Below are 22,369 nucleotides of genomic sequence, written 5' to 3'. Positions count from 1 at the left end.
ACCTCAGTGCACGGGATCGGCGATGTGCTGGGTGCCGATCCGCTTGCGGAAGACCCAGTACGTCCAGCCCTGGTAGAGCATGACGAACGGCAGAGCGATCACCGTGAGCCAGGTCATGATCTTCAACGTGTAGTCGCCGGAGGAGGCGTTGGTGACGGTGAGGCTCCAGTCCGCGTTCAGCGTGGACGGCATGACGTTCGGGAAGAGCGCCAGGAAGAGCATCGTCACGGCGGCCACGATGGTGGCGCCTGAGAGGGCGAACGACCAGCCCTCGCGCCCTGCCTGGTTCGCCACCAGGGCGGCGACCAGTGCGACGACCGTGACGACCATCGCGATCAGGCTCGCGCCGTCACCGCTGTCGACCTGCGTCCATCCCAGGAAGACCAGCGCGAGGACGGCGGTGAGCAGCCCTGCTCGCAGGGCCATCTGCCGGGCCCGGCCCCGGATGTCGCCGACCGTCTTGAGTGCGGCGAACACGGCGCCGTGGAAAGTGAAGAGCGTCAGCGTGACCAGACCGCCCAGCAACGCGTACGGGTTGAGCAGGTCCCAGACGTGGCCCACATACTCGAACTCGGCGTCGATCTTCACCCCGCGCACGATGTTGCCGAAGGCCACGCCCCAGAGGAACGCGGGGATGAGCGAGGTCCAGAAGATCGCCGTCTCCCAGTTGCGCTGCCAGTGCTCCTCCGGCCGCTTGGCCCGGTACTCGAAGGCGACACCGCGGATGATCAGGCAGACCAGGATGACCAGCAGCGGCAGGTAGAAACCGGAGAAGAGCGTGGCGTACCACTCGGGGAAGGCCGCGAAGGTCGAGGCTCCGGCCGTGAGCAGCCACACCTCGTTGCCGTCCCAGACGGGGCCGATGGTGTTGATCAGCACCCGCTTCTCGGCGCGGTCACGGGCGAGCAACCGGGTGAGGATGCCGATCCCGAAGTCGAAGCCCTCCAGGAAGAAGTAGCCGATCCACAGGAAGGCGATCAGAACGAACCAGATGTTGTGCAGTTCCATGACTCTGCGGCTCCCTCGGGCCTAGTACGAGAAGGCCATCGGCTTGTCGGCGTCACGGGAATCGCCGCCGATCTTCGTGGGCGGGTTGAGGTCGGCCTCGGTCAGCTCGGGCGGGCCCGCCTTGACGTACTTGGCGAGCAGCTTGACCTCGATGACGGCCAGGACGCCGTAGAGCAGGGTGAAGACACTCATCGAGGTGATGACCTCGGCCTGGGACACCCCGGGTGAGACCGCGTGCCGGGTCTGCAGCACGCCGTAGACGACCCAGGGCTGCCGGCCCATCTCGGTGAAGATCCAGCCCCAGGCGTTGGCGATCAGCGGGAACGCCATGGTCCAGAGCGCCAGGCGCCAGTACAGCCGGGTGAGCCTCGCGCCCAGCGGCTTCTTCAGCAGCACCAGGTGCGGTACCTCGCCCTCCCCCGTGCGCAGGGCGGCGGGCAGCAGGAACCTCTTCCGCGTGAGCCAGAGCCCCAGCAGGGCAAGCGAGAGGGAGGCCATGCCGAAGCCGATCATCCAGCGGAAGCTCCAGTAGGCGACGGGGACGATGGGCTTGTAGTCACCGGGGCCGAACTGTTCCTGCAGGGCCTCATTGGTGTCGTTGATTCCGGGCACGTGCGACTCGAAGTCGCCGTGGGCGAGGAAGGACAGCAGCCCGGGGATCTCCAGCGCGACCTTGTTGTGTCCCTCGTCGACGTCCCCGTACGCGAACACGGAGAACGGTGCCGGGCCCTCGCCGTCCCACAGTGCCTCCGCGGCGGCCATCTTCATCGGCTGCTGCTCGTACATGACCTTGCCGAGGGTGTCCCCGCTGACCGCGGTGAGCAGGCCGCCGACCGCCATGGTGACCAGGCCGAGCCGGAGCGACGTCCGCATCACGGGAATGTGCTTCTTGCGTATCAGGTGGAAGGCCGCGATGCCCACCATGAAGGCGCCACCCGTCAGGAAGGCTGCCGAGAAGCTGTGGAAGACCTGGTTGAGCGTGGTGTTCTGGGTGAGCACCAGCCAGAAGTCGGTGAGCTCGGCCCGGCCCTTCTCCTCGTTGATCCGGTAGCCGACCGGGTGCTGCATCCAGGAGTTGGCCGCCAGGATGAAGTACGCCGAGAGCAGCGTGCCGAGGGAGACCATCCAGATGCAGGCCAGGTGGATCTTCTTGGGCAGTTTGTCCCAGCCGAAGATCCACAGACCGATGAAGGTGGACTCGAAGAAGAAGGCGATCAGGGTCTCGAAGGCGAGCGGGGCGCCGAAGACGTCACCGACGAACCGCGAGTAGTCGGACCAGTTCATGCCGAACTGGAACTCCTGCACGATGCCGGTGACCACGCCCATCGCGATGTTGATCAGGAAGAGCTTGCCCCAGAACTTCGTCGCCTTGAGGTACTTCTCCTTCCCTGTGCGCACCCAGGCGGTCTGCAGCCCGGCGGTGAGGGCGGCCAGCGAGATCGTCAGGGGAACGAAGAGGAAGTGGTAGACGGTGGTGATACCGAACTGCCATCGCGCCAGGGTCTCCGGCGCCAGAGCCAGGTCCACGTCGTCGCTCCTTACATCGCCGTGTCACAGCGGCCGCTTGATCCCGTTCGTCCCCCACATCTCGGAAGAAACAGGATGCGCTTGTGAACGCGTTCACATTCACAAGCAATTATGGCCTACGCCTTTCCGCATCCGGAAGGGGGGTCCTCTGTGACGTCAACCCCTTGGGATCGCTTCGGGGAGACAGGGGGCGGCATGGAGGCGACGCGCTGCCAGGGGGAGGAACATCAACAGCCGGCCGACGGCTGGACCGTCGGCCGGCTGCTACGGCTGCGAGACTGAGGCGGCCCGATGCCCCGGGCGGCTACAGCTCCTTGCGGAAGGCCTCCGTCACCTTCAGGAAGATGTCGTTGGCCTCGGTCTCGCCGACCGTCACTCGCGCCCCTTCCCCAGGGAACGGCCTGACGACCACGCCCGCCTGCTCGCACGCCTGCGCGAACGCCGCCGTGCGCTCCCCCAGCCGCAGCCACACGAAGTTGGCCTGACTCTCGGGCACCTTCCAGCCCTGAGCACGCAGCGCGTCCATGACCCGGTTGCGCTCACACACCAGCGAACCGACCCGGCCGATGAGCTCGTCCTCCGCACGCAGCGAGGCGATCGCCGCATCCTGTGCGAGCTGGCTCACACCGAACGGCACCGCCGTCTTGCGCAGCGCCGCGGCCACCGGCTCATGGGCGATCGCGAAACCCACGCGCAGCCCGGCCAGCCCGTAGGCCTTGGAGAAGGTCCGCAGCACACAGACATTGGGCCGCTCCCGGTAGATCTCCACGCCGTCCGGCACCTCGGGGTCACGGATGAACTCACGGTAGGCCTCGTCGAGCACCACCAAGACATCGCGGGGCACCCGGTCGAGGAAGCGCTCCAGTTCGGCCCGCCGGACCACCGTGCCGGTCGGGTTGTTGGGGTTGCAGACGAAGACGAGCCGGGTCCGGTCGGTGACCGCCTCGGCCATCGCGTCGAGATCGTGTACATCGCCCGGGGTCAGGGGCACCTGCACGGGGGTGGCACCACTGATCCTGGTGATGATCGGGTACGCCTCGAACGAGCGCCAGCCATAGATCACCTCGTCGCCGGGGCCCGAGGTGGCCTGCAGCAGTTGCTGGGCGATGCCGACCGAGCCGGTGCCGGTGGCCAGGTGGGAGACCGGGACGGCGAAGCGCTCGGCCAGCTCCGCCATCAGGGCCGTGCAGGCCATGTCGGGGTAGCGGTTGAAGGAGGACGCCGCGGAGGCGATGGCCTCCATCACTCCCGGCAGCGGTGGATACGGGTTCTCGTTGGAGGACAGCTTGTAGGCCACCGGACCACCGGCCGCCGCCGGCTTGCCCGGTTTGTACGTAGGGATACCCTCCAGCTCGGCGCGCAGCCTGGGGCTCGTCTCGCTCACCGCAGTCCTCCTCCGAAGACCGGCGGCCCATGACCGCCGCCGACATCCAATACTGCTCACCTTATGAGGATTCGACGCGACGGAGTAGAGACGCCGCTGCGCGGAAACGCCGCCGCGTGTACGCGTGCAGCGGCAGCAGAAGTCGCCTCCGTACCATCTGCCCCTTCAGCAACAGGGGCATCACCGTGTGAAGGCACACAAAGGGCGTCCGGGCCGGGGGGCGCGCCGCACATATATCTACGCGCCGGTGGCTCGCGCCGTGGCGCGCATCCCCCGTGCAGGTGAGTTGAGACCTCTTCGCAACATCGCCCCCTCGACAGGCCCGCATGCGCCGACACGTCAGGTCTTGGCATTGGAACGTTCAACATCCTTGCTTTGCAAGGAACTTACCCTTTAATGATCATGCAGAAACGTGCCTGTCAATGCATGCATATGCGTCCGCCCTACCCCACCGCATGAGCCCTACTATCGGCTCGCCATGACAGCAGCAGGGAAGCACCAGGTGAGCCGCGCGGAAACCTCACGCCGAGGCAGCAAGCCGGGTCGAGCGGGCATCAGGGACGTGGCCGCCGCCGCCGGAGTCTCCATCACGACCGTCTCCGATGCCCTCAACGGCAAGGGCAGGCTCCCGGACGCCACCCGGCGCCACGTCCGCGAGGTCGCCGACAGACTGGGCTACCGTCCCTCGGCCGCCGCCCGCACGCTCCGTACCGGCAAGTCGGGACTCATCGGCCTGACCGTGACGACATACGGGGAAGAGCCTTTCACCTTCACCGAGTTCGCGTACTTCGCCGAGATGGCGCGTGCCGCCACCTCGGCCGCGCTCGCCCGCGGCTACGCCCTCGTGATCCTCCCCGCGACCTCCCGACACGACGTGTGGTCCAACGTCGCTCTGGACGGCACGGTCGTCATCGATCCCTCGGACCAGGATCCGGTCGTCAGTGAACTGGTCCGGCAGGGTTTACCTGTCGTCTCCGACGGCCGCCCGGCCGGTTCGCTCCCGGTCACGGCCTGGGTGGACAACGACCACGAGGCCGCAGTGCTCGGCATCCTCGACCACCTGGCCGCCGCGGGCGCCCGCCGCATCGGCCTGCTGACCGGGACCACGACCGACACCTACACCCACCTGTCGACCACCGCGTATCTACACTGGTGCGAGCGCGTCGGCCAGGACCCGGTGTATGAGTCCTATCCGGCACACGATCCGTGCGCCGGCGCCGTCGCCGCCGACCGGCTGCTCGCCCGCCCCGACCGTCCCGACGCCGTCTACGGCCTGTTCGATCCCAACGGCACCGATCTGCTCGCCGCCGCGCGCCGCTACGGCCTGCGCGTCCCGGACGACCTGCTGCTCGTCTGCTGCAGCGAGTCCACCGTCTACGCCAACACCGAGCCGCCCGTCACCACACTCTCGCTCAAACCACGCCGCATCGGCACGGCTGTGGTCCAGCTGCTCATCGACGCCATCGAGGGGATCGATCCGGAACACACGGTGGCGCAGGTGATACCCACCGAGCTGATCGTGCGCACCTCGTCGCAGCGCCGACCACCGCGCACGACGGTCAGCCCGCCGCGGTCGCCGGCCTGACCGGCAGAAAAACCGCGGGTCCTCGGAAAGGGCGACCGGGCCCGGCTCCCGGAGGAGTGAAGCCGCGGCTCCCCCTCCGGGAGCCGCCGCTCACGGGAGTGGGCCCGCTGCCCGAATACGGACGTACGCGATCCCAGGAGGAGTCGGCGCGGACGGGTGGCCTCACTGCGGGCGAAGATCTGTACAAATGGGGCGAAAGGCGCGGCGAGTCGGCGTCTTGCTCCGATTCACCACCCCTGGGTCATCACATGGCACGATCCGCGTTCCTATGATGGGCCCACGACACCGCGGGCCGCTGCGACCAGGCAGTCCGACGCGGTGCAGTTGCGGCTTGATGGTGGAGGGGTCGATGACTCAGGGGGCCGGTCAGGGACCCGGGGTGGAGCGCACACCGACGGTGCGCGACTTCCGGGTGCCCGCGTACATCCACGAGACCGGTCCGTACGCCCACAGCATGCACCCCGGTGACGCGGCGGCCCCGCCGACCTCGGAGAGCCTGCCGGAGGGATACACACCCACGCGTCGGGACCTCCCGGTCATCAATCGGGGTGACACTGTGCAGGTGATCGTCGACCCCGCCTCCGTCTCCGCCCCACAGCCCCCCACCGGGCCCGGCCCGCTGTACGTGGTCGGTGACGTCCACGGGTACCTCGACGAGTTGGTCACCGCCCTCCAGGAGCAGGGCCTCATCGACTCCGCGGGCCAGTGGTGCGCCGGCCCCGCACGGCTGTGGTTCCTCGGCGACTTCACCGACCGGGGACCGGACGGCATCGGCGTCATCGATCTCGTGATGCGGCTGTCCGCCGAGGCCGCCGCGGCCGGCGGCTACTGCAAGGCCCTGATGGGCAACCACGAACTGCTGCTGCTCGGCGCCAAGCGGTTCGGCGACACCCCCGTCAACTCCGGTGCGGGCACCGCCACCTTCCAGGCGGCCTGGCTCCTCAACGGCGGACAGAAAGCCGACATGGACCGGCTCCAGGACCACCACCTGCAGTGGATGGCCCGCCTGGACGCCGTCGAGACCGTCGACGACCATCTCCTGCTGCATTCCGACACCACCGCCTACCTCGACTACGGCCGCTCCATCGAAGAGGTCAACGACACCGTCCGCGAGACGATCACCCGCAACGACGCCGACGAGGTCTGGGACCTGTTCCGCAAGTTCACCAAGCGGTTCTCCTTCCGTGACGAGGGCGGCGCCGAAGCGGTGCGCTCCCTGCTGAATACGTACGGTGGCACCCGGGTCGTTCACGGCCACAGCCCCATTCCGTACCTGCTGGGCGAAGTCGGCTCCGAGGACGGCGGGGACGACAGCGGTCCCGTCGTCGAGGGTCCGCACGTCTACGCCGAGGGACTGGCCATCGCGATGGACGGCGGCGTGACGATGGCCGGAAAACTGCTGGTCCAGAAGCTGCCACTCGCCAAGTGAACGGGCACCGGGCCGAGCGTCACCGGCCCGGGACCGCACCGGGCAGCGGCCAATTTCGGTAAACCCCCTGTCACGGCGCACCGTCAGCGCTCTACCATCGGATTATCCGTAGCAGGCTCCCCTCCGTTTCTGCCCAACGGCTCGTCAGCATGCCGAGCCACAAGCCCTACGGAGCATCGGGGGATGCACATGAACAGCGTTCCGCAGCACCTTTTGACCGAGGACCGCCAGGAATACGAGCGGATTCTCGATGAGGTGCTGCGCTCCGCACCACACCGCCCGGAACTGACCGCTGTCGGTCAGCGGCTCAACTCCGAACAACTGCGCACCATGGCGCTCAATGCCACCGCGATCATCACGGCGGCCGCGGCGACCGAGTACCAGCACTACATCAAGGTCCGCGAGGAACTGCGCCGGCCGTCGGCGTCGGCCACCCCGGCCGTGCGCGAGTCGGGCCCCTCCGAGCCGGAACCCGGCGCAGCGGGGCTCGCCGCCGCCATGGGGGAGGTCGCCGAGACCGCCGGCGCGGGTGCGGTCGCCGTCATCGCCGTTCTGGCACCCGTCCTGGCCGGAACGGCGGCCGCGATATTCCTGCTCGTCGGCTACCTCCTGCGCATGCTCGACCCCAGCGCGGCCTTCGCCCGGACCATGCTCACCACGGGCTGGACGTTCGGCGCCGTGACCGCGGTCGCCATCCTGGTCGCCGCCGTGGGCCTGCTCCTCACCGCGCTGCGCAACAAGCCCTCGGCCCGGAGCGGGCCGTACCTGGAAGTCGACAAGGAGTTGGCCCTGGCCAGGGAGGCCTGGCACGAGGCACTGCTCGAGCGGGGGATCATGCCGTTCCTGCGAGACGCTCTCACCGATCCCGGCACGGCAGCCGCACTGCGCTACGCGACACCGTCCGAACCGACCGGCCGTATCCCGAACCTCGGCTACCACCGGCCGGGATTCACCAGCCCCGGCCAAGGCCCGACCCGCGGCCCGCGGCCGAGCTACTCGAGTCCGGACTACAGCAGCCCGGACTTCGGGGGGCCGGAACACCAGCCCGAGTAATCGAACGGCCGAAGTACCGGCCCGAGTCCGGAGTCGTCGGTCGGCGCGTCCTCACCGGCGGAGCCCTCTCGAGAGGCTCCCCGACGGGGAGCGTGTGCCGGGTGCCCAGGTCAGGTCATGCCCGGGTCAGGTCATGCCCCTGGTCGTAGAATGCCCGCCCGGCTCGCAGCTGTGATCCACAGCGGGAACTCGGACAGCAGACGGTCGTACAACTCCGGGTCCGGCACGGTGCTGATGTCGTCGACGGCGAAGAACCCGACGTTGTCGACGCGGCGTCCGGGCAGCGTGTCGAATCGTTCCAGCACACCGTAGTTCGACCGTCCGAGCCCCACGAACTGCCAGAAGACGGGTTCCTCCACCGCTTCGCGGAGCTCCCGCTCGATCTCGGCATTCCGGTAGACCCCGCCGTCGGAGAAGAACAGCACGAGCGTCGGGGCCGCCGCGGGATTGTTCCCGACGAACGAGCGGACCTCGGCGATGACCTTCTGTTCCTCGTTCTGGATGCCGACCTCCCGCATGTCGACCTGGCGCGGGTCCAGGCCCTTCTTCCGCCCGCGCCGGAAGAGGCTCATCTCCCCCACCCGCACGTGCAGCCGGAGCCAGTCGGGCAGCTCGCCCAGCCGCAGGTCCGGCAGCCGTGCCGGATGCGAGGCGAAGGTCCAGGCCTGCATCTCACCGTCGTCGTCCAACTGTGCGGCGACCGCGGCCATGCGCTCGACGACGTCCGCCACGACTCCCCTGGAGTACTGGGGTGCCATGGAGCCCGAGGCGTCCAGTACGAGGATGACGCGCGCGGTGATCTCGGCGGCCCCGTGCTTGCTCAGACTGACGGCCACCTGCTCCTTGCGCAGCGACAGCCGCTTGCGCATGTCCACGGGCAGCCGCTCCTCTCCCTTGGTGAGGCGCGGAGCGGCCGGAACCGGAGGAGCCGGAGCAGGAGGTACCGGAGCGGAGGCGGCAGGCGTGACGGGGGACGCGACGATCGGAGGCACGGCGGCGGGAGCCGCCGGGGGAGCGTCGTCCACGGTGATACCGAAGTCGGTGGCCAGCCCCGCGAGCCCGGAGGCGTACCCCTGGCCCACCGCGCGGAACTTCCACTTCCCCTGGCGCCGGTACAGCTCGCCACCGATGAACGCGGTCTCCGTGTCAGCCACCATGTCGAACCGGGCGATCTCGGTCCCCGCTCCGGCGTCGATCAGCCTGAGCAGCAGCCCCGGGACCTGGCCGAAGGTCCCGCCGTCGGACGACGCACACAGCGCGATCCGCTCGACGTCCGGTTCCAGCAGGCTCAGGTCGACCTCGACCGTGTCGGTCGCGGCGCCGACGGCGCTCCGTTTTCCCAGATGTGTCACAGCGTTGGAGGCGTGCCTCGGCTGGTTGTAGAAGACGAAGTCGCCGTCGTCCCGCACCCGTCCGGCCGCCGTGAGCAGGAGAGCCGACGCGTCGATGTCGGGCACACCGGCCCCGGCGGTTCGAGCAAGCTCGACGCGCACCACCGGGGCATCGACGGGAAGGTTGGACCCCTTGCTCATTGATTGCGCTGTCATGGCACACAGTCTGCCGATCCGTCCCCACGGGCGGCGAGAGGGGCGGGCCCGAACGACCCGCCCCCTCGCCCGTTCAGTCGGTTCAGTCCGTCAGCGGCAGGTACACGCGGTTGCCCGCCTCCGCGAACTCCTTCGACTTCTGCAGCATCCCCTCGGCGATCTCCTCGGCCGAGGCGCCCTCCGGCGAGGCACCGCCGAACCGCTCCGTGATGCTCTGGCTGATCTTCATGGAACAGAACTTCGGCCCGCACATCGAGCAGAAGTGTGCGGTCTTGGCGGGCTCCGCCGGAAGGGTCTCGTCGTGGAGCTCCCGTGCCGTGTCCGGGTCGAGGGCGAGGTTGAACTGGTCCTCCCAACGGAACTCGAAGCGCGCGTCGGACAACGCATCGTCCCACTCCTGCGCACCCGGATGCCCCTTGGCCAGGTCGGCGGCATGGGCGGCGATCTTGTAGGTGATGACACCGGTCTTGACGTCATCACGGTTGGGCAGGCCGAGATGCTCCTTGGGTGTGACGTAACAGAGCATGGCGGTACCCCACCAGGCGATCATCGCGGCACCGATACCGGAGGTGATGTGGTCGTACGCGGGCGCGACGTCCGTCGTCAGCGGGCCGAGCGTATAGAACGGGGCCTCCTCGCAGATCTCCTGCTGGAGGTCGATGTTCTCCTTGATCTTGTGCATCGGGACATGTCCCGGTCCCTCGATCATGGTCTGCACATTCAAACGCTTCGCGATCCGGTTGAGTTCCCCGAGTGTGCGCAACTCAGCGAACTGAGCCTGGTCGTTGGCGTCCGCGATCGACCCCGGCCGAAGCCCGTCGCCGAGCGAGTACGTGACGTCGTACGTCGCGAGGATCTCGCAGAGTTCCTCGAAGTTCTCGTACAGGAACGACTCCTTGTGGTGCGCCAGACACCACGCCGCCATGATCGAGCCACCCCGCGAGACGATGCCCGTCTTGCGGTTGGCGGTCAGCGGCACATACGCCAGCCGTACGCCCGCATGAACCGTCATGTAGTCCACACCCTGCTCGGCCTGCTCGACGACCGTGTCCTTGTAGATCTCCCAGGTCAGCTCCTCGGCCCTGCCGTCGACCTTCTCCAACGCCTGGTAGAGCGGCACGGTGCCGATGGGGACGGGGGAGTTGCGCAGCACCCACTCCCGGGTGGTGTGGATATTGCGGCCGGTGGACAGGTCCATGACGGTGTCGGCGCCCCAGCGGGTCGCCCAGGTCATCTTCTCCACCTCCTCCTCGATGGAGGAGGTCACCGCGGAGTTCCCGATGTTGGCGTTGACCTTCACCAGGAACCGCTTGCCGATGATCATCGGCTCGATCTCCGGATGATTGACGTTGGCGGGCAGCACCGCGCGGCCTGCCGCGATCTCCTCACGCACGACCTCCGGCGACACGTTCTCCCGGAGGGCCACGTACTCCATCTCGGGCGTGATCTCGCCGCGGCGTGCGTACGCCAGCTGCGTGACCGCCTCACCCGCGCGGCCGCGGCGCGGCTGACGGGGCCGACCCGGGAACACCGCGTCGAGGTTGCGCAGGCCGCCGCGCGGTGAGGTGTGCTTGATCCCGTCGTCCTCGGGGCGGACGGGACGGCCCGCGTAGTCCTCGGTGTCGCCGCGCGCGATGATCCAGTTCTCCCGCAGCGGCGCCAGCCCCCTGCGTACATCGGTGTCGACCAGGGGGTCGGTGTACGGGCCCGATGTGTCGTACAGCGTGACCGACTGGCCGTTGGTGAGGTGCACCTGGCGGACCGGCACCCGTAGATCGGGGCGCGTGCCCTCGACGTACGCCTTGTGCCAGCCGATGGACTTCCCGGCTTCCTTCTGCTCCGACGTCTCCGTCGGGTTCTGCGTGGAGGCAGGCGTGCGTGCGTCCTTGTTGGTCATGAGACCTACTCCCTACGCCGGCATTACCCGGTAACAGGTTCAGCGGTCGACGCAGCGGTTTCCGTCGGTCGGCGTTCCGTGGGGAACATCACTCGGACAGCAGTGATGTTTCATGTGAAACGTCGTTGGGACGGAGGTCAGCGCCCTCTCAGCCCGGTGCTCCGAGCTCCCGCGTGTACAAAAGGTGCCCTCACGCTAGCGTCAATTCTGGCGCGGTGACCAGAGGGCCCTCGTTGTTCTTGCGATGATCGGGCGGTGACCTCGACGCAACATCCCCCGTACCCACCGCCCGAACCACCCCTCGGCTCCGGCGCTCGAAACGGCGGCGGCCGTGGCAGAGAGCCCGCAGCCGGCAACAGCATGGGCCGTGGGGACGGCCAGGGAGACAGCCCCGGTTCCGGAGACTGGTTCGGGCGCGGGCCCGGCACCGGCCACCCGAGCCAGGGGCAGGGGCCGCGGAGGCAGGGAACGGGGCAAGCGCGGGGACAAGGTCACGGCCGGGGCCCGGAGCCGGACGGCGACCACCCCGACCGGGGCCCGGGCGGCGGCGGCCACGGCGGCCCCCCTCCGGGCGGCGACGGACACGATCACAGCCCGGACTTCGGCGGCGGGCACGGCCACTCACACGGGCACAGCCACAGTCACGGCCCCGCCGCCCCCGTCTCGAAGCACCTGCGCAAGGTCATCGCGGCGGTCCTCATCCCGTTCACCGCGGCGGTGCTGATCGGCCTCGTTGTGCTGTGGCCGGGCGGTGCGCCGGGGCACGAGCGCACCGGCGTCGGTTTCGACCGGCAGACGCAGCAGGCCACGGTCACCAAGGTGGTCGAGGTGAGCTGTTCCTCCGTCAACGCTTCCGGAGGCGTCCCGACCGGCGACACCTCGACGGCCGAGGGCTCCTCCGCGCAACAGCAGGCGGACGGCACGTGCAAGAGAGCGACGATCCGGGTCGACAGCGGCAAGGACCAGGGCCGTACGTTCACCGAAATCGTGCAGCCGGACCAGTCCCGTCAGCTGAGCGAGGGTCAGGAGGTCGTGGTCGCCTACGAACCCTCCGCTCCGAAGGACCTGCAGTACTCGGTCACCGACGTGAACCGGCGCCTCCCCATGGCCCTGCTCGCCGGCATCTTCGCGGTCGCCGTCGTGGCCGTCGGGCGGCTGCGCGGTGCGATGGCACTGATCGCGCTGGCGGTCAGCTTCCTGGTGCTGAACTTCTTCATCCTGCCCGCCATTCTGGAGGGGTCGAACCCATTGGCCGTGGCGGTGGTGGGGGCGAGCGCCATCATGTTGCAGGCCCTGTATCTCTGTCACGGACTGTCGGCGCGCACATCCGTGGCGGTGCTCGGCACTCTGGTCTCACTGCTGCTGATCGGCATTCTGGGCTCGGTCTTCATCGACTGGGCCGCGCTGACCGGCAACACCGACGACAACACCGGTCTGATCCACGGTCTGTACCCCGACATCGACATGAGCGGCCTGCTGTTGGCCGGTGTCATCATCGGCTCGCTCGGTGTGCTCGACGATGTGACGGTCACCCAGACATCGTCCGTCTGGGAACTGCATGAGGCCAACCCGTCGATGGGCTGGCGGGGGCTGTACCGCGCGGGCATCCGCATCGGCCGCGATCACATCGCCTCCGTGGTCAACACTCTCGTTCTCGCCTACGCGGGCGCCGCGTTGCCGTTGCTGCTGTTGTTCTCCATCGCACAGAGCAGTGTGGGAACGGTCGCCAACAGCGAGCTGGTGGCGGAGGAGATCGTGCGTACGCTGGTCGGCTCGATCGGTCTGGTGGCCGCGGTGCCGGTCACCACGGCTCTGGCCGCCCTGGTGGTCTCGGCCGACCGTACGGCGGCCGAGACACCCGGGGAGAGCGTCCGGGCGGCTCCGGCGCGGGGTGGGAAGGGCAGGCGCCGGAAGCGGTGACCCCGTCACGGCGCGGCGCCGGAGAGCCTCCTGCCGGCGCATGACCGGCTGCGGCCCCGCCCCCGGGTGACCGGTCCACCGAAGCGGCTCGTCCATTGGCGCAAAAGCGTTCCTGCACTGATGTGGCGGAACACGGGGAACGGTTCCGCCACCGGCTGTCCGAGTGGCGGAACCCCTTACCCGGCGCTCTGCTCCGCCAGGATGCGGTCCAGCGCGTCGTCGAGATGGGCGTCGAAGTCGGCGAGTGCTCCCTCCTGGCCCAGCGGCACCAGCTTGTCGGTGCGGTCCAGAAAGGCCACCAGCGGCGCCGTCGACGAGCGGAACAGCGCGTGGTCGCCACCGACCTGAAGCCGGATCAGCACCTCGCCCAGCGTGTCGGGCTCGACCGGTGACACCCGCACGTCACCCTCGCCGCACGGTCTGCCGACGCCGTCGATCAGCAGCTCTCGTCCGAATGCCCAGGTCACAGGCGCGTCACCGGGAAGATGGAAGGTCAGCCGCACGGCGTAGGGATCACAGGTGTCATAGCGAAGCTCCACCGGGATGCGGAAGGACAACTCCTCCGACACGAGAAAGCTCATCATGACCTCTGCCTGTACGGACTCGCGCATCGCCTACCCCGTCATTAGCTGCGGACCAGCCGGGAATGGACCCCTGACCACTGAGTGAATCTTGCTCAACGTACACGGTGAATCACAAGGAGTGAGTTTTCAGATAGTGATAGAGAGCCCCAACGGACCGAGCAGACGGCCCACTTCCGCCTGCAGTTGCTGCGCGGCGGGGAGCAGCCGGTGAGCCTGATCCGCGGGCAGGGAGATGGCGATCGTCGCGGCCGTGGCACCGGCCGTGATCGGGATGGCTGCGCACACCGTGCCCAGGGCGTATTCCTGGCGCTCGATCACCGGTTCCATGCGCCGGGTCCGCTCCAGGCGCCGGAGAAGACCGTGTCCGTCGCGCACGGTGTACGGCGTGACGGGCTGCACGGGGAAGCGGTCGAGATGGTCGCGACGGGCGGCCTCGCCGAGCTGGGACAGCAGGCACTGCCCGATGGCGTGTGCGTGGCCGGTCTCCCGGAAGGCCGCCCATTCCTGGACCGCGGGATTACCGGGAGTGTCGGAGACGCACACGAGGTCGATCTCGCCCTCGCGGTACACCGCGTAGTACACGGGAGCCCCGATCGCGTCACGCCACCGCGCGAGCGCGTCGACGACCGTGCTGCGACGTTTCTGCGGGGTCCCACTGCTGCTCAGCCGGTCGGCTGCAGCTCCGAGGAAGAACAGCCCTTTGTCACGGCGCAGATAGCCCTCGTGCACAAGGGTGCGCAGCAGGTGGTACGTCGTGGGAAGGGCCAGCCCGGTCTCGCGGGCCAACTGTTTGGCCGGGGCTCCGTACTCATGTCCGGCGACGGATTCGAGCAGACGCATCGCGCGCTGCACGGAACCGATGAGGGTGGCGGGGGGCGCCGGTTCGGAGACTGCCCGCGCATGGGGCTGGCAGGGAACGGCGGGCAGATGTGCGGTGATGGTGTCAGCCGTGGCCAAGGGGCACTCCCGAAGCGAGGGGGCAGTCCGTGCGGGGGAACACGGGTGGGGGTGTACGCCGCTCGCGGGGGATTGTCCCCGCGTGGCGTTCCGGACTCTAACCGTCTGTCACCGCATGCGGACGGTCCGTCCGGGAAACTTCCCCCGGCCGAGGGAACCGGTGTCGCCCGTTACCGCTTCACCGGCTCCCCATGGGGCTCACCAGTCGCCGCGCGACGACGAACTCGACGTGAACTTCCGTACGACGTAGATGAGTCCGCCGACCAGGGCGGCGAACACCAGCACCTTGAAGAGCAGCCCGATCACGAAGCCGACCACGCTCGCTATCAGCCCCCCGAACACGACCAGGGCGATGACCGGCACCGCGATCCACTTCACCCACCACGGCATTCCCGTGAAGATCTCTCGCATCGCCTTCGTCCTTACCTCTCCGCCCGTCTCGTGCCGGGTCGCGTGAATGATGTCCTGCACTCGATGCTAGGTCGCCAGGAGGCCCACCGGGGGCCTCGGATCCCTTGTCCTCCCCTGACCGGTCCCCTAGGGAACCCCGAGACCGCAGCTCAGCTCTCGGGGGGAGAGAACACCACCAGGACCCGCAGGTCCTCACTGATGTGATGGAACTTGTGCGCGACACCCGCCGGCACGTACACCACGCTGCCGCGTGCCACCTGCGTGGTCTCCATGCCGACGGTGATCGCCGCCCTGCCGCTGACGACGAAGTACACCTCGTCCTGGTGGTGCGGCTGCTGCGGATCCTGCCCGCCCGCGTCCAGGGCGTACAGGCCGACCGACATGTTCCGCTCCCGCAGGAACTGAAGGTACGCGCCTTCGTTGGCGGCGCGTTCGGCCTCCAGTTCGTCCAGCCGGAATGCCTTCATAGCCTGTCCGCCCCTGCCTCACTGCTCATGTCCGATCCTGTCTGCCACGATCAGACACATGAAGAATTTCGTAGTCAAGACGATCGCCAACGCCGCCGCCCTCGCGGTGGCGGTGTGGCTGATCGACAAGATCACCCTCACAGGTGACAGCACGGGCAAGGAGATCGGCACCCTCATACTCGTCGCGTTGATCTTCGGCGTGGTGAACTTCCTGGTCAAGCCGATCGTGCAGCTCCTGAGCCTCCCGTTGCTCGTCCTGACGCTCGGGTTGTTCACACTGGTGGTGAACGCGCTGATGCTGCTGCTCACCTCCTGGCTGGCCGACCAGTTCGACCTGAGCTTCCATGTGGAGGGCTTCTGGGCGGCCGTGCTGGGCGGTCTGGTCATCTCGGTCGTCTCCTGGGCCCTCAACGTCGTTCTGCCCGACGGGGACTGAGCACCATGACGTACCGCGTCTGTTTCGTCTGCACCGGCAATATCTGCCGCTCCCCGATGGCCGAGTCGGTCTTCCGCACGCGTGTCGTGGAGGCCGGCCTCGACGGCGCGGTCGAGGTGGACAGCGCCGGCACCCACGGCTGGCACGAGGGCGGCGGCGCCGATCCCCGCGCGGTGGCCGTTCTGGAGGAGAACGGCTACGCCGCGGGCCACACGGCCCGGCGGTTCGACCCGTCGTGGTTCGCCCGCCTCGATCTCGTCGTCGCGCTCGACACGAGCCACCTCGGAGCACTGCGCCGCCTGGCACCCACCCCACAGGACGCGGACAAGGTACGCCTGCTGCGCTCGTACGACCCCGAGGCGGGCGACGATCTCGACGTACCGGACCCGTACTACGGAGGTGCGGACGGCTTCGTCGCATGTCTTGAGATGGTGGAGGCAGCGAGTACCGGGCTGCTCACCGCGGTACGCGAGCAGACGGAAGGACGAGTGGCATGAGCGATCCCACGACGGACGGCGGCCACGGGACGGACCCGAGGGGTCCCTTCCCCGGTGACGGCACACGCGCGGTGCGGGCCGGGCTGCCCGAGTCGGTCAAGCACGAACCGACCCTGCCCGGCCCCGTCTTCGCCGCTCATTTCCACCTGCCCGGCGACCCCACCGGCCCCTACACCTACGGCCGGGACGAGAACCCCACCTGGACGCTGCTGGAACAGGCCATCGGGGAGCTGGAGGCACCGGGGCAGGACGACGCCGAGACCCTGGTGTTCGCCTCGGGCATGGCCGCGATCTCCTCGGTGCTCTTCTCGCAGCTGCGCACCGGGGACACCGTCGTCCTGCCGAACGACGGCTATCAGGCGCTGCCCCTGGTGCGCACCCAGCTGGAGGCGTACGGCATCGAGGTGCGTACCGCGCCGACCGGCGGCGACGCCCAGCTCGACGTCCTCGACGGCGCGCGGCTGCTGTGGATCGAGACACCGTCGAACCCTGGGCTCGACGTGTGCGACGTGCGGCGACTCGCGGAAGCAGCACACGCGCGCGGCGCACTGGTCGCCGTCGACAACACTCTCGCGACACCGCTCGGCCAGCGCCCGCTGGAGCTCGGTGCCGACTTCGCCGTGGCCAGCGGAACCAAACAGCTCACCGGCCACGGGGACGTCCTCCTGGGATACGTCGCCGGCCGCGACGCCGAGGCGATGGCCGCCGTGCGCCGCTGGCGCAAGATCGTCGGTGCCATCCCCGGCCCCATGGAGGCATGGCTCGCGCACCGCTCGATCGCCACACTCCAGTTGCGGGTCGACCGGCAGAACGCCACCGCGCTGACGCTCGCCCGGGCCCTGCGGGAACGGCCCGAGGTGACGGGGCTGCGCTATCCGGGACTGCCGGACGATCCTTCGCACCGGGTCGCCTCGCAGCAGATGCGGCGCTTCGGGTGCGTGGTGTCCTTCACGCTGTCCACGCGCGCGCACGCGGACCGTTTCCTCGACGCGCTGCGGCTCGTGGACGCCGCGACCAGCTTCGGCGGCGTGCGGTCCACGGCCGAGCGACGCGGCCGCTGGGGCGGGGACGCGGTTCCGGAGGGCTTCATCCGTTTCTCCGTCGGCGCCGAGGATCCGGCCGACCTGGTGGCGGACGTGCTGCACGCACTGGACGAAGCGGCCGCCTGACTGGTCCGTCTGGGCAGGTGACAGGCGTCCCGCTCCGGACGACGGACGGTCCGAGCCTCCCCCCTCGTGGCTCGGACCGTCCGCGGTTCTGCGTGCGAAGAACCGCGTGACCAAGGCTAGTTGACTCGGTGTCAGTGTCCAATCACCGTAGCGACAGCGACCTATCGACATATTTATAGTTGGGCCTGGGCAGCAACGGGGCTGACGAAGAGGAGGGTGTGCTGTGGACCTGGCCTTGTTGCGGACCTTCGTGACCGTGCACCGAGCCGGCTCCTTCACCCGGGCCGCCGCCCTGCTCGGCCTCTCCCAGCCGGCCGTGACCTCACAGATACGGACCCTGGAACGGCAGGTGGGTCGGCCCCTGTTCCTGCGGCAGGCCCGCGGCGTGACACCGACGACCATCGGAGACGAACTCGCCCACAGAGCAGCGCCGCATCTCGACGCCCTGGTGGAAATCACCGAGACCGGGCTCGAAGAGGACTCCTCCTCTCGGACACTGCACCTGGCAGGGCCTCTCGAATTCACTGCCGAGCGGGCGGTGCCCGCGCTCACTGCGCTGAGCCGCGAGAACGGCCACGGTTTCGCCTTACGCACTTCCTTCGGCACCGCCGAGGAGACGCTGGAAGGGCTGGCCGCGGGGCGACATGATCTGGTCATCAGCACGGTCCGGCCGCGTGGCACGCTACTCTCGGCGACCGCGCTCTGCGACGAGGAACACGTCCTGGTCGCCGCGCCCCGCTGGGCTCAGCAAGCCGACTCCGACAGGCCGCACCGCGCCGGGGGGTCCGCGTTGGAACAGATCCCGGTGATCGAGGTGCACGAGTCACTGCCCCTCGTCTCCCGCTACTGGGCCTCTGTCTTCGACTCACGCCCTACCGCCCCGGGCACCGTCATCGTTCCGGATCTACGCGCGGTGCTGGCCTGCGTCGCCGCGGGTGCCGGGCTGGCCGTACTGCCCCGGTACCTGTGTACGGCCGCACTCGAACACGGAGAGGTGATCGCGCTGCACGAGCCCGCCGTGCCACCGCTGCGCACGTACTTCCTGGCGGTCCGGAACGGCACGCTGGCAATGCCGCATGTCGCGCGCGCTCATGAGCGGTTGCAGCAGACAGCCACCGACTGGTGCTGATCCTTCGGCCGCGCGGCTCATCCGAGAAAACCAGCCGGTGGCGTGTCGCGATGTTTCACGTGGAACAAGCTGGGCCACATTTCCTCCATGACCGTCCGCCCCGTGGTCAAGCGCACCGCCCGTGCCGTCCTGCTGGACGGTGACCACTTGATCCTGATCAAGCGAACCAAGCCCGGCGTGGATCCCTACTGGGTCACCCCCGGTGGAGGAGTCGAGCCGGAGGACCCGACCGTCGTCGACGCTCTGCACCGAGAGGTGTACGAGGAACTCGGCGCCAAGATCACCGACGTGGTGCCCTGCTTCGTCGACACGGTGGAGCACATCGGCGAGGACGGTGGCGCCACCGGTGTGAAGGTGCAGCATTTCTTCGTCTGCCGTCTGGAGTCCATGGATCCGTCGTTGCGACACGGCCCGGAGGTCGACGAGCCCACCGGCGAGTACCAGATCGTCCGCGTGCCCTTCACCCGCGTGGGCATCGCCTCCGTCCATCTCGTCCCGTTGTCACTACGGCACTACCTGGACGGCAACATCGAGGGCGTACGCGCCATGCACGCTCCCGACCTGGGATGACGTACGGGCGTCACGCGGAGGGCACCGGCTCGTAGGCTTCCCGGAGATCTCGGAAACAGGTGGACACCGACAGCCTCCGTCGGACAGCCTGGCCTGCGTGTCGACAACCTCCCTTGCTTCTCTGCCCATCCGTCGCCTCACCCTCCGCGATCTCTCGGCCTGCGCCGACCTGTCCGAGGATCGCGGGTGGCCGCGTGAGGAGCACAAGTGGGGGCTCCTTCTCTCCGCGGGGAAGGGCTACGGGATCGACGATCCCGACGGTGGTCTGGGCACCGCCTGCGTCGTCACCGAGTACGGCCCTCAGGAGCGCCCCGCGCTCGGGGCCATCGGTATGGTTCTGGTCGCCGAACGGCATGCCCGCCAGGGCATCGGACGCCGCCTGATGCGTCACGTCATGTCGGCGATGAGCGCCACGCCCCTGACACTGCACGCGACACCGAACGGCCTCCCCCTCTACGAAGAGCTCGGCTTCAAGGTCGTCGGCCGGGCGGAGATGCTCCGCGGGCACTTCGTCCCGAACGGGGCAGAGGTGCCAGGGTCCTTCACCCGCACCGCCACCGCCGCGGACCTGCCCGCCCTCCTCCATCTGGATGAGGAGGTGTTCGGGGCGGACCGCACGCACATCGTCACCCGGCTGCCCTCATTCGCCGACCAGGTGCGCGTGGCCGAGGAGAACGGCCGGATCATCGGTTATGCGGCCGCGTGGCCCAATATGGACACCCATGTCGTGGGCCCGCTGATCGCCCGCGACACCCCTACAGCCATGGCACTCCTCGCTTCTCTCGCCGCTCACACCGACCGGCCACTGCGAACGGACATCGATGTACGGCATGGAGAGTTGCTGGCCTGGGCGAAGGACCATGGTCTGGCGTCCATCGCCTTCAACGCGGTCATGACGTACGGGATCGCGGAAATGCCCGGGGACTGGACCCGAAGGTTCGCCCCCGTGACGGTCGCGGCCGGCTGAGGTCTCCGGACACGACGCCGGTTCCCGGAGGTCCCGGGAACCGGCGTGCTTGGGGGGACCGCCCGTCAGACGAGGGCCTCCACGGCAGCCGTGGCGAAGGAGTGGTCCTGCTCCGGCGCACCGCCGCCGACGCCGACCGCTCCGATCAAACGGCCACCGCGCCGGACGGGCACACCACCGGCGATGAACAGCAGCGGTCGGTCCAGTGCGGTGGGCAGGGTGTGGAAGAGCCCTCCCGGCTGCACGACCTCGACGAGGTCCGCGGTGGGCGCGTCCAGCTGAAGTGCGGTGTATGCCTTGCGGGTGCTGGTCTCACCGGAGATCAGCACGGCGCAGTCGTCCCGCCGGAAAGCGAGCAGATGCCCTCCTGCGTCCAGGACGGTCACGCTGACCGTGACCCCGGCGGCCTCGGCAGCCTGGTGTGCGGCCGTGACCAGGGCTTCGGCGTCGGCGGTGGTGAGCGGGGCGACAGCGGTGGTGGTGCTCATGAGCAAGTACTCCTTGATGGACGGGCGATGCCGGGTGGTAGCGGTGACGTCGGTGGGAGCGGTGAGGAAGTCGGCCGGTGACGGCCGAAGACGAGGGTGAGGACGGCCCCGGGCTCGTTCTCACCGGCGTTCGGGTCAGTGAGGGACTGAGGTCCGCTGTCCGGTGGGCGCCGGGCCTGCGACCCGGGCGCTGGAGGCCTTGTCCCGGTGCTCGAGGGCGGCGGACACGAAGGCCAGCACCAGGGCACCCGCTGCGAGGACGGCGCCGACCCAGTTGGGAGCGGTGTAACCGAGCCCTGCCGCGATCACGAAACCACCGAGCCACGCGGCCAGGGCGTTGCCGAGGTTGAAGGCGCCGATGTTCATGGCCGAGGCCAGGGTGGGGGCGCCGTGAGCCTGGTCGAGAACCCGCTTCTGCAGGGGCGGGACGGTGGCGAAGCCCAGGCCGCCGATCAGGACGATCGTGGCGGCCGCCAGGACCTTGTGGTGCGCGGTCAGCGTGAAGAGCGCCAGAACGACGGCGAGAGCGCCCAAGGACACGTACAGCATGGGCATCAGGGCGCGATCCGCGTACTTGCCACCGATGAGGTTGCCCCCGACCATGCCGAGGCCGAAGAGGACCAGCAGCCAGGTGACGGATCCGTCGGCGAAGCCGGCGACGTGCGTCATCATCGGCGCGATGTAGGTGATGGCCGCGAAGACACCGCCGAAGCCCAGCACGGTCATCGCCATGGCCAGCAGGACCTGGACGTTCTTGAACGCGGCCAGTTCATGACGCAGCCGTACGCCCTCTGGCCGGGACAGGTCGGGAACGAGCTTGGCGATGCCGACCAGACCGACGGCACCGAGCGCAGCGACGATCCCGAACGTGACGCGCCAGCCGGCGGACTGGCCGACGAGAGTGCCCAGGGGAACACCGACGACATTGGCGACGGTCAGTCCGGTGAACATCATGGCGATGGCTCCGGCCTTCTTGTCGGGGGCGACCAGGTCGGCCGCGACCACGGAGCCGATACCGAAGAAGGCACCGTGGGCCAGCGAGGCGATCACCCGCCCGAGCAGCATGACGCCGAAGACGGGAGCCAGAGCCGAGAGCAGGTTCCCGGCGATGAACAGGCCCATCAGCAGCATCAGCATCCGCTTGCGGGAGACCTTGGTGCCGAACACGGTCATCAGCGGGGCACCGAACACGACGCCCAGGGCGTAGCCGGTCACCAGATGGCCGGCGGTGGGGATGGAGACACCGAAGTCACCTGCGACCTCGGGCAGCAAACCCATGATCACGAACTCCGTCGTTCCGATCCCGAAGGCCCCGATCGCGAGGGCAAGGAGCGCGAGAGGCAT

21 protein-coding genes and 1 riboswitch are annotated in these 22,369 nt (G+C 68.6%); of the genes, 10 read left to right on the top strand and 11 right to left on the bottom strand.

What is annotated here, in order from left to right:
* Positions 1–3: 3 nt before the first annotated feature.
* The 3 genes from cydB to hisC all read right to left on the bottom strand — a co-directional run bounded on the left by cydB (position 4) and on the right by hisC (position 3,919).
* Positions 4–1,008 (bottom strand): cytochrome d ubiquinol oxidase subunit II, encoded by a 1,005-nt coding sequence (gene cydB, locus JL475_RS03570; protein WP_202275127.1) that lies wholly within the window; start codon positions 1,006–1,008, stop codon positions 4–6.
* A gap of 21 nt (positions 1,009–1,029) precedes the next feature.
* Complete coding sequence (locus tag JL475_RS03565) at positions 1,030–2,535, bottom strand: cytochrome ubiquinol oxidase subunit I (protein WP_202275125.1); 1,506 nt, start codon at positions 2,533–2,535, stop codon at positions 1,030–1,032.
* Between the two features lie 304 nt (positions 2,536–2,839).
* The gene (hisC, locus tag JL475_RS03560) at positions 2,840–3,919 is read right to left on the bottom strand and encodes a histidinol-phosphate transaminase (RefSeq protein WP_202275123.1); all 1,080 of its coding nucleotides are present in this window, start codon (positions 3,917–3,919) and stop codon (positions 2,840–2,842) included.
* A 478-nt stretch (positions 3,920–4,397) separates the two neighbouring features.
* Between hisC and JL475_RS03555 the strand changes: the two genes are divergently transcribed.
* From JL475_RS03555 to JL475_RS03545, 3 genes are all read left to right on the top strand, one after another.
* Entirely contained in the window at positions 4,398–5,504 is a 1,107-nt protein-coding gene (locus JL475_RS03555; protein ID WP_202275121.1) for a LacI family DNA-binding transcriptional regulator, read from the top strand.
* Between the two features lie 334 nt (positions 5,505–5,838).
* Positions 5,839–6,933, top strand: coding sequence for a metallophosphoesterase (locus tag JL475_RS03550; protein WP_272932894.1), 1,095 nt, complete (start codon positions 5,839–5,841; stop codon positions 6,931–6,933).
* A gap of 183 nt (positions 6,934–7,116) precedes the next feature.
* Positions 7,117–7,986: a hypothetical protein gene (locus JL475_RS03545; protein ID WP_202275117.1), complete on the top strand. Its 870-nt coding sequence runs from the start codon at positions 7,117–7,119 to the stop codon at positions 7,984–7,986.
* Between the two features lie 131 nt (positions 7,987–8,117).
* On the opposite strand, the gene JL475_RS03540 is transcribed toward JL475_RS03545, so the two are convergent.
* Together JL475_RS03540 and thiC are read right to left on the bottom strand one after the other, a co-directional pair.
* Complete coding sequence (locus JL475_RS03540) at positions 8,118–9,533, bottom strand: VWA domain-containing protein (RefSeq protein WP_202275115.1); 1,416 nt, start codon at positions 9,531–9,533, stop codon at positions 8,118–8,120.
* A gap of 82 nt (positions 9,534–9,615) precedes the next feature.
* A complete protein-coding gene (gene thiC / locus JL475_RS03535) occupies positions 9,616–11,430 on the bottom strand; it encodes a phosphomethylpyrimidine synthase ThiC (RefSeq protein ID WP_202275113.1) in 1,815 nt (604 codons plus the stop codon).
* Positions 11,423–11,613, bottom strand: a riboswitch (TPP riboswitch). (Overlaps the previous gene by 8 nt.)
* Positions 11,614–11,790: 177 nt before the next feature.
* On the opposite strand from thiC, the gene JL475_RS03530 reads away from it, so the two are divergent.
* Positions 11,791–13,350: a YibE/F family protein gene (locus JL475_RS03530; protein ID WP_237406067.1), complete on the top strand. Its 1,560-nt coding sequence runs from the start codon at positions 11,791–11,793 to the stop codon at positions 13,348–13,350.
* 176 nt (positions 13,351–13,526) lie between these two features.
* Here the strand turns inward: JL475_RS03530 and JL475_RS03525 are convergent, their stop codons facing one another.
* The 4 genes from JL475_RS03525 to JL475_RS03510 form a co-directional block, all read right to left on the bottom strand.
* Positions 13,527–13,961 (bottom strand): SsgA family sporulation/cell division regulator, encoded by a 435-nt coding sequence (locus JL475_RS03525; protein WP_202275109.1) that lies wholly within the window; start codon positions 13,959–13,961, stop codon positions 13,527–13,529.
* A 99-nt stretch (positions 13,962–14,060) separates the two neighbouring features.
* The gene (locus tag JL475_RS03520; protein WP_307824969.1) at positions 14,061–14,786 is read right to left on the bottom strand and encodes an IclR family transcriptional regulator C-terminal domain-containing protein; all 726 of its coding nucleotides are present in this window, start codon (positions 14,784–14,786) and stop codon (positions 14,061–14,063) included.
* A 303-nt stretch (positions 14,787–15,089) separates the two neighbouring features.
* A complete protein-coding gene (locus JL475_RS03515) occupies positions 15,090–15,302 on the bottom strand; it encodes a DUF5326 family protein (RefSeq protein WP_202275107.1) in 213 nt (70 codons plus the stop codon).
* A 149-nt stretch (positions 15,303–15,451) separates the two neighbouring features.
* Positions 15,452–15,769 (bottom strand): cupin domain-containing protein, encoded by a 318-nt coding sequence (locus JL475_RS03510; protein ID WP_202275106.1) that lies wholly within the window; start codon positions 15,767–15,769, stop codon positions 15,452–15,454.
* A gap of 58 nt (positions 15,770–15,827) precedes the next feature.
* Between JL475_RS03510 and JL475_RS03505 the strand changes: the two genes are divergently transcribed.
* The 6 genes from JL475_RS03505 (at position 15,828) to JL475_RS03480 (ending at position 20,537) form a co-directional block, all read left to right on the top strand.
* Positions 15,828–16,205, top strand: a complete 378-nt coding sequence (locus JL475_RS03505) for a phage holin family protein (protein ID WP_202275105.1) — start codon at positions 15,828–15,830, stop codon at positions 16,203–16,205.
* 5 nt (positions 16,206–16,210) lie between these two features.
* Positions 16,211–16,702, top strand: coding sequence for a low molecular weight protein-tyrosine-phosphatase (locus JL475_RS03500; protein WP_202275104.1), 492 nt, complete (start codon positions 16,211–16,213; stop codon positions 16,700–16,702).
* Complete coding sequence (locus JL475_RS03495; protein WP_202275103.1) at positions 16,699–17,871, top strand: cystathionine gamma-lyase; 1,173 nt, start codon at positions 16,699–16,701, stop codon at positions 17,869–17,871. The genes JL475_RS03500 and JL475_RS03495 overlap by 4 nt, the downstream gene beginning before the upstream one ends.
* 223 nt (positions 17,872–18,094) lie before the next feature.
* Positions 18,095–19,000, top strand: coding sequence for a LysR family transcriptional regulator (locus JL475_RS03490; RefSeq protein ID WP_202275102.1), 906 nt, complete (start codon positions 18,095–18,097; stop codon positions 18,998–19,000).
* An 87-nt stretch (positions 19,001–19,087) separates the two neighbouring features.
* The gene (locus JL475_RS03485) at positions 19,088–19,570 is read left to right on the top strand and encodes an NUDIX domain-containing protein (protein WP_109376553.1); all 483 of its coding nucleotides are present in this window, start codon (positions 19,088–19,090) and stop codon (positions 19,568–19,570) included.
* Positions 19,571–19,667: 97 nt separating this feature from the next.
* Positions 19,668–20,537 carry a GNAT family N-acetyltransferase gene (locus JL475_RS03480; protein WP_202275101.1) on the top strand — a complete coding sequence of 290 codons (870 nt, stop codon included), beginning with the start codon at positions 19,668–19,670 and terminating at the stop codon, positions 20,535–20,537.
* 65 nt (positions 20,538–20,602) lie between these two features.
* Here the strand turns inward: JL475_RS03480 and JL475_RS03475 are convergent, their stop codons facing one another.
* Positions 20,603–21,025: a heme-binding protein gene (locus tag JL475_RS03475; RefSeq protein WP_202275100.1), complete on the bottom strand. Its 423-nt coding sequence runs from the start codon at positions 21,023–21,025 to the stop codon at positions 20,603–20,605.
* A gap of 135 nt (positions 21,026–21,160) precedes the next feature.
* A complete protein-coding gene (locus JL475_RS03470; protein ID WP_202275099.1) occupies positions 21,161–22,369 on the bottom strand; it encodes an MFS transporter in 1,209 nt (402 codons plus the stop codon).

Source organism: Streptomyces sp. M2CJ-2 (assembly GCF_016757295.1).
In the GTDB taxonomy this organism is placed as follows: Bacteria; Actinomycetota; Actinomycetes; order Streptomycetales; family Streptomycetaceae; genus Streptomyces.
This window is presented reverse-complemented; position numbering and strand designations above follow the sequence as displayed.

Coding starts and splice junctions, on each gene's coding strand:
- JL475_RS03500 (WP_202275104.1), top strand. CDS start 16,211: ATGACGTACCGCGTCTGTTTCGTCTGCACCGGCAATATCTGCCGCTCC.
- JL475_RS03475 (WP_202275100.1), bottom strand. CDS start 21,025: ATGAGCACCACCACCGCTGTCGCCCCGCTCACCACCGCCGACGCCGAA.
- JL475_RS03495 (WP_202275103.1), top strand. CDS start 16,699: ATGAGCGATCCCACGACGGACGGCGGCCACGGGACGGACCCGAGGGGT.
- thiC (WP_202275113.1), bottom strand. CDS start 11,430: ATGACCAACAAGGACGCACGCACGCCTGCCTCCACGCAGAACCCGACG.
- JL475_RS03555 (WP_202275121.1), top strand. CDS start 4,398: ATGACAGCAGCAGGGAAGCACCAGGTGAGCCGCGCGGAAACCTCACGC.
- cydB (WP_202275127.1), bottom strand. CDS start 1,008: ATGGAACTGCACAACATCTGGTTCGTTCTGATCGCCTTCCTGTGGATC.
- JL475_RS03515 (WP_202275107.1), bottom strand. CDS start 15,302: ATGCGAGAGATCTTCACGGGAATGCCGTGGTGGGTGAAGTGGATCGCG.
- JL475_RS03525 (WP_202275109.1), bottom strand. CDS start 13,961: ATGCGCGAGTCCGTACAGGCAGAGGTCATGATGAGCTTTCTCGTGTCG.
- JL475_RS03510 (WP_202275106.1), bottom strand. CDS start 15,769: ATGAAGGCATTCCGGCTGGACGAACTGGAGGCCGAACGCGCCGCCAAC.
- JL475_RS03530 (WP_237406067.1), top strand. CDS start 11,791: ATGGGCCGTGGGGACGGCCAGGGAGACAGCCCCGGTTCCGGAGACTGG.
- JL475_RS03470 (WP_202275099.1), bottom strand. CDS start 22,369: ATGCCTCTCGCGCTCCTTGCCCTCGCGATCGGGGCCTTCGGGATCGGA.
- JL475_RS03540 (WP_202275115.1), bottom strand. CDS start 9,533: ATGACAGCGCAATCAATGAGCAAGGGGTCCAACCTTCCCGTCGATGCC.
- JL475_RS03550 (WP_272932894.1), top strand. CDS start 5,839: ATGGTGGAGGGGTCGATGACTCAGGGGGCCGGTCAGGGACCCGGGGTG.
- JL475_RS03505 (WP_202275105.1), top strand. CDS start 15,828: ATGAAGAATTTCGTAGTCAAGACGATCGCCAACGCCGCCGCCCTCGCG.
- JL475_RS03545 (WP_202275117.1), top strand. CDS start 7,117: ATGCACATGAACAGCGTTCCGCAGCACCTTTTGACCGAGGACCGCCAG.
- JL475_RS03485 (WP_109376553.1), top strand. CDS start 19,088: ATGACCGTCCGCCCCGTGGTCAAGCGCACCGCCCGTGCCGTCCTGCTG.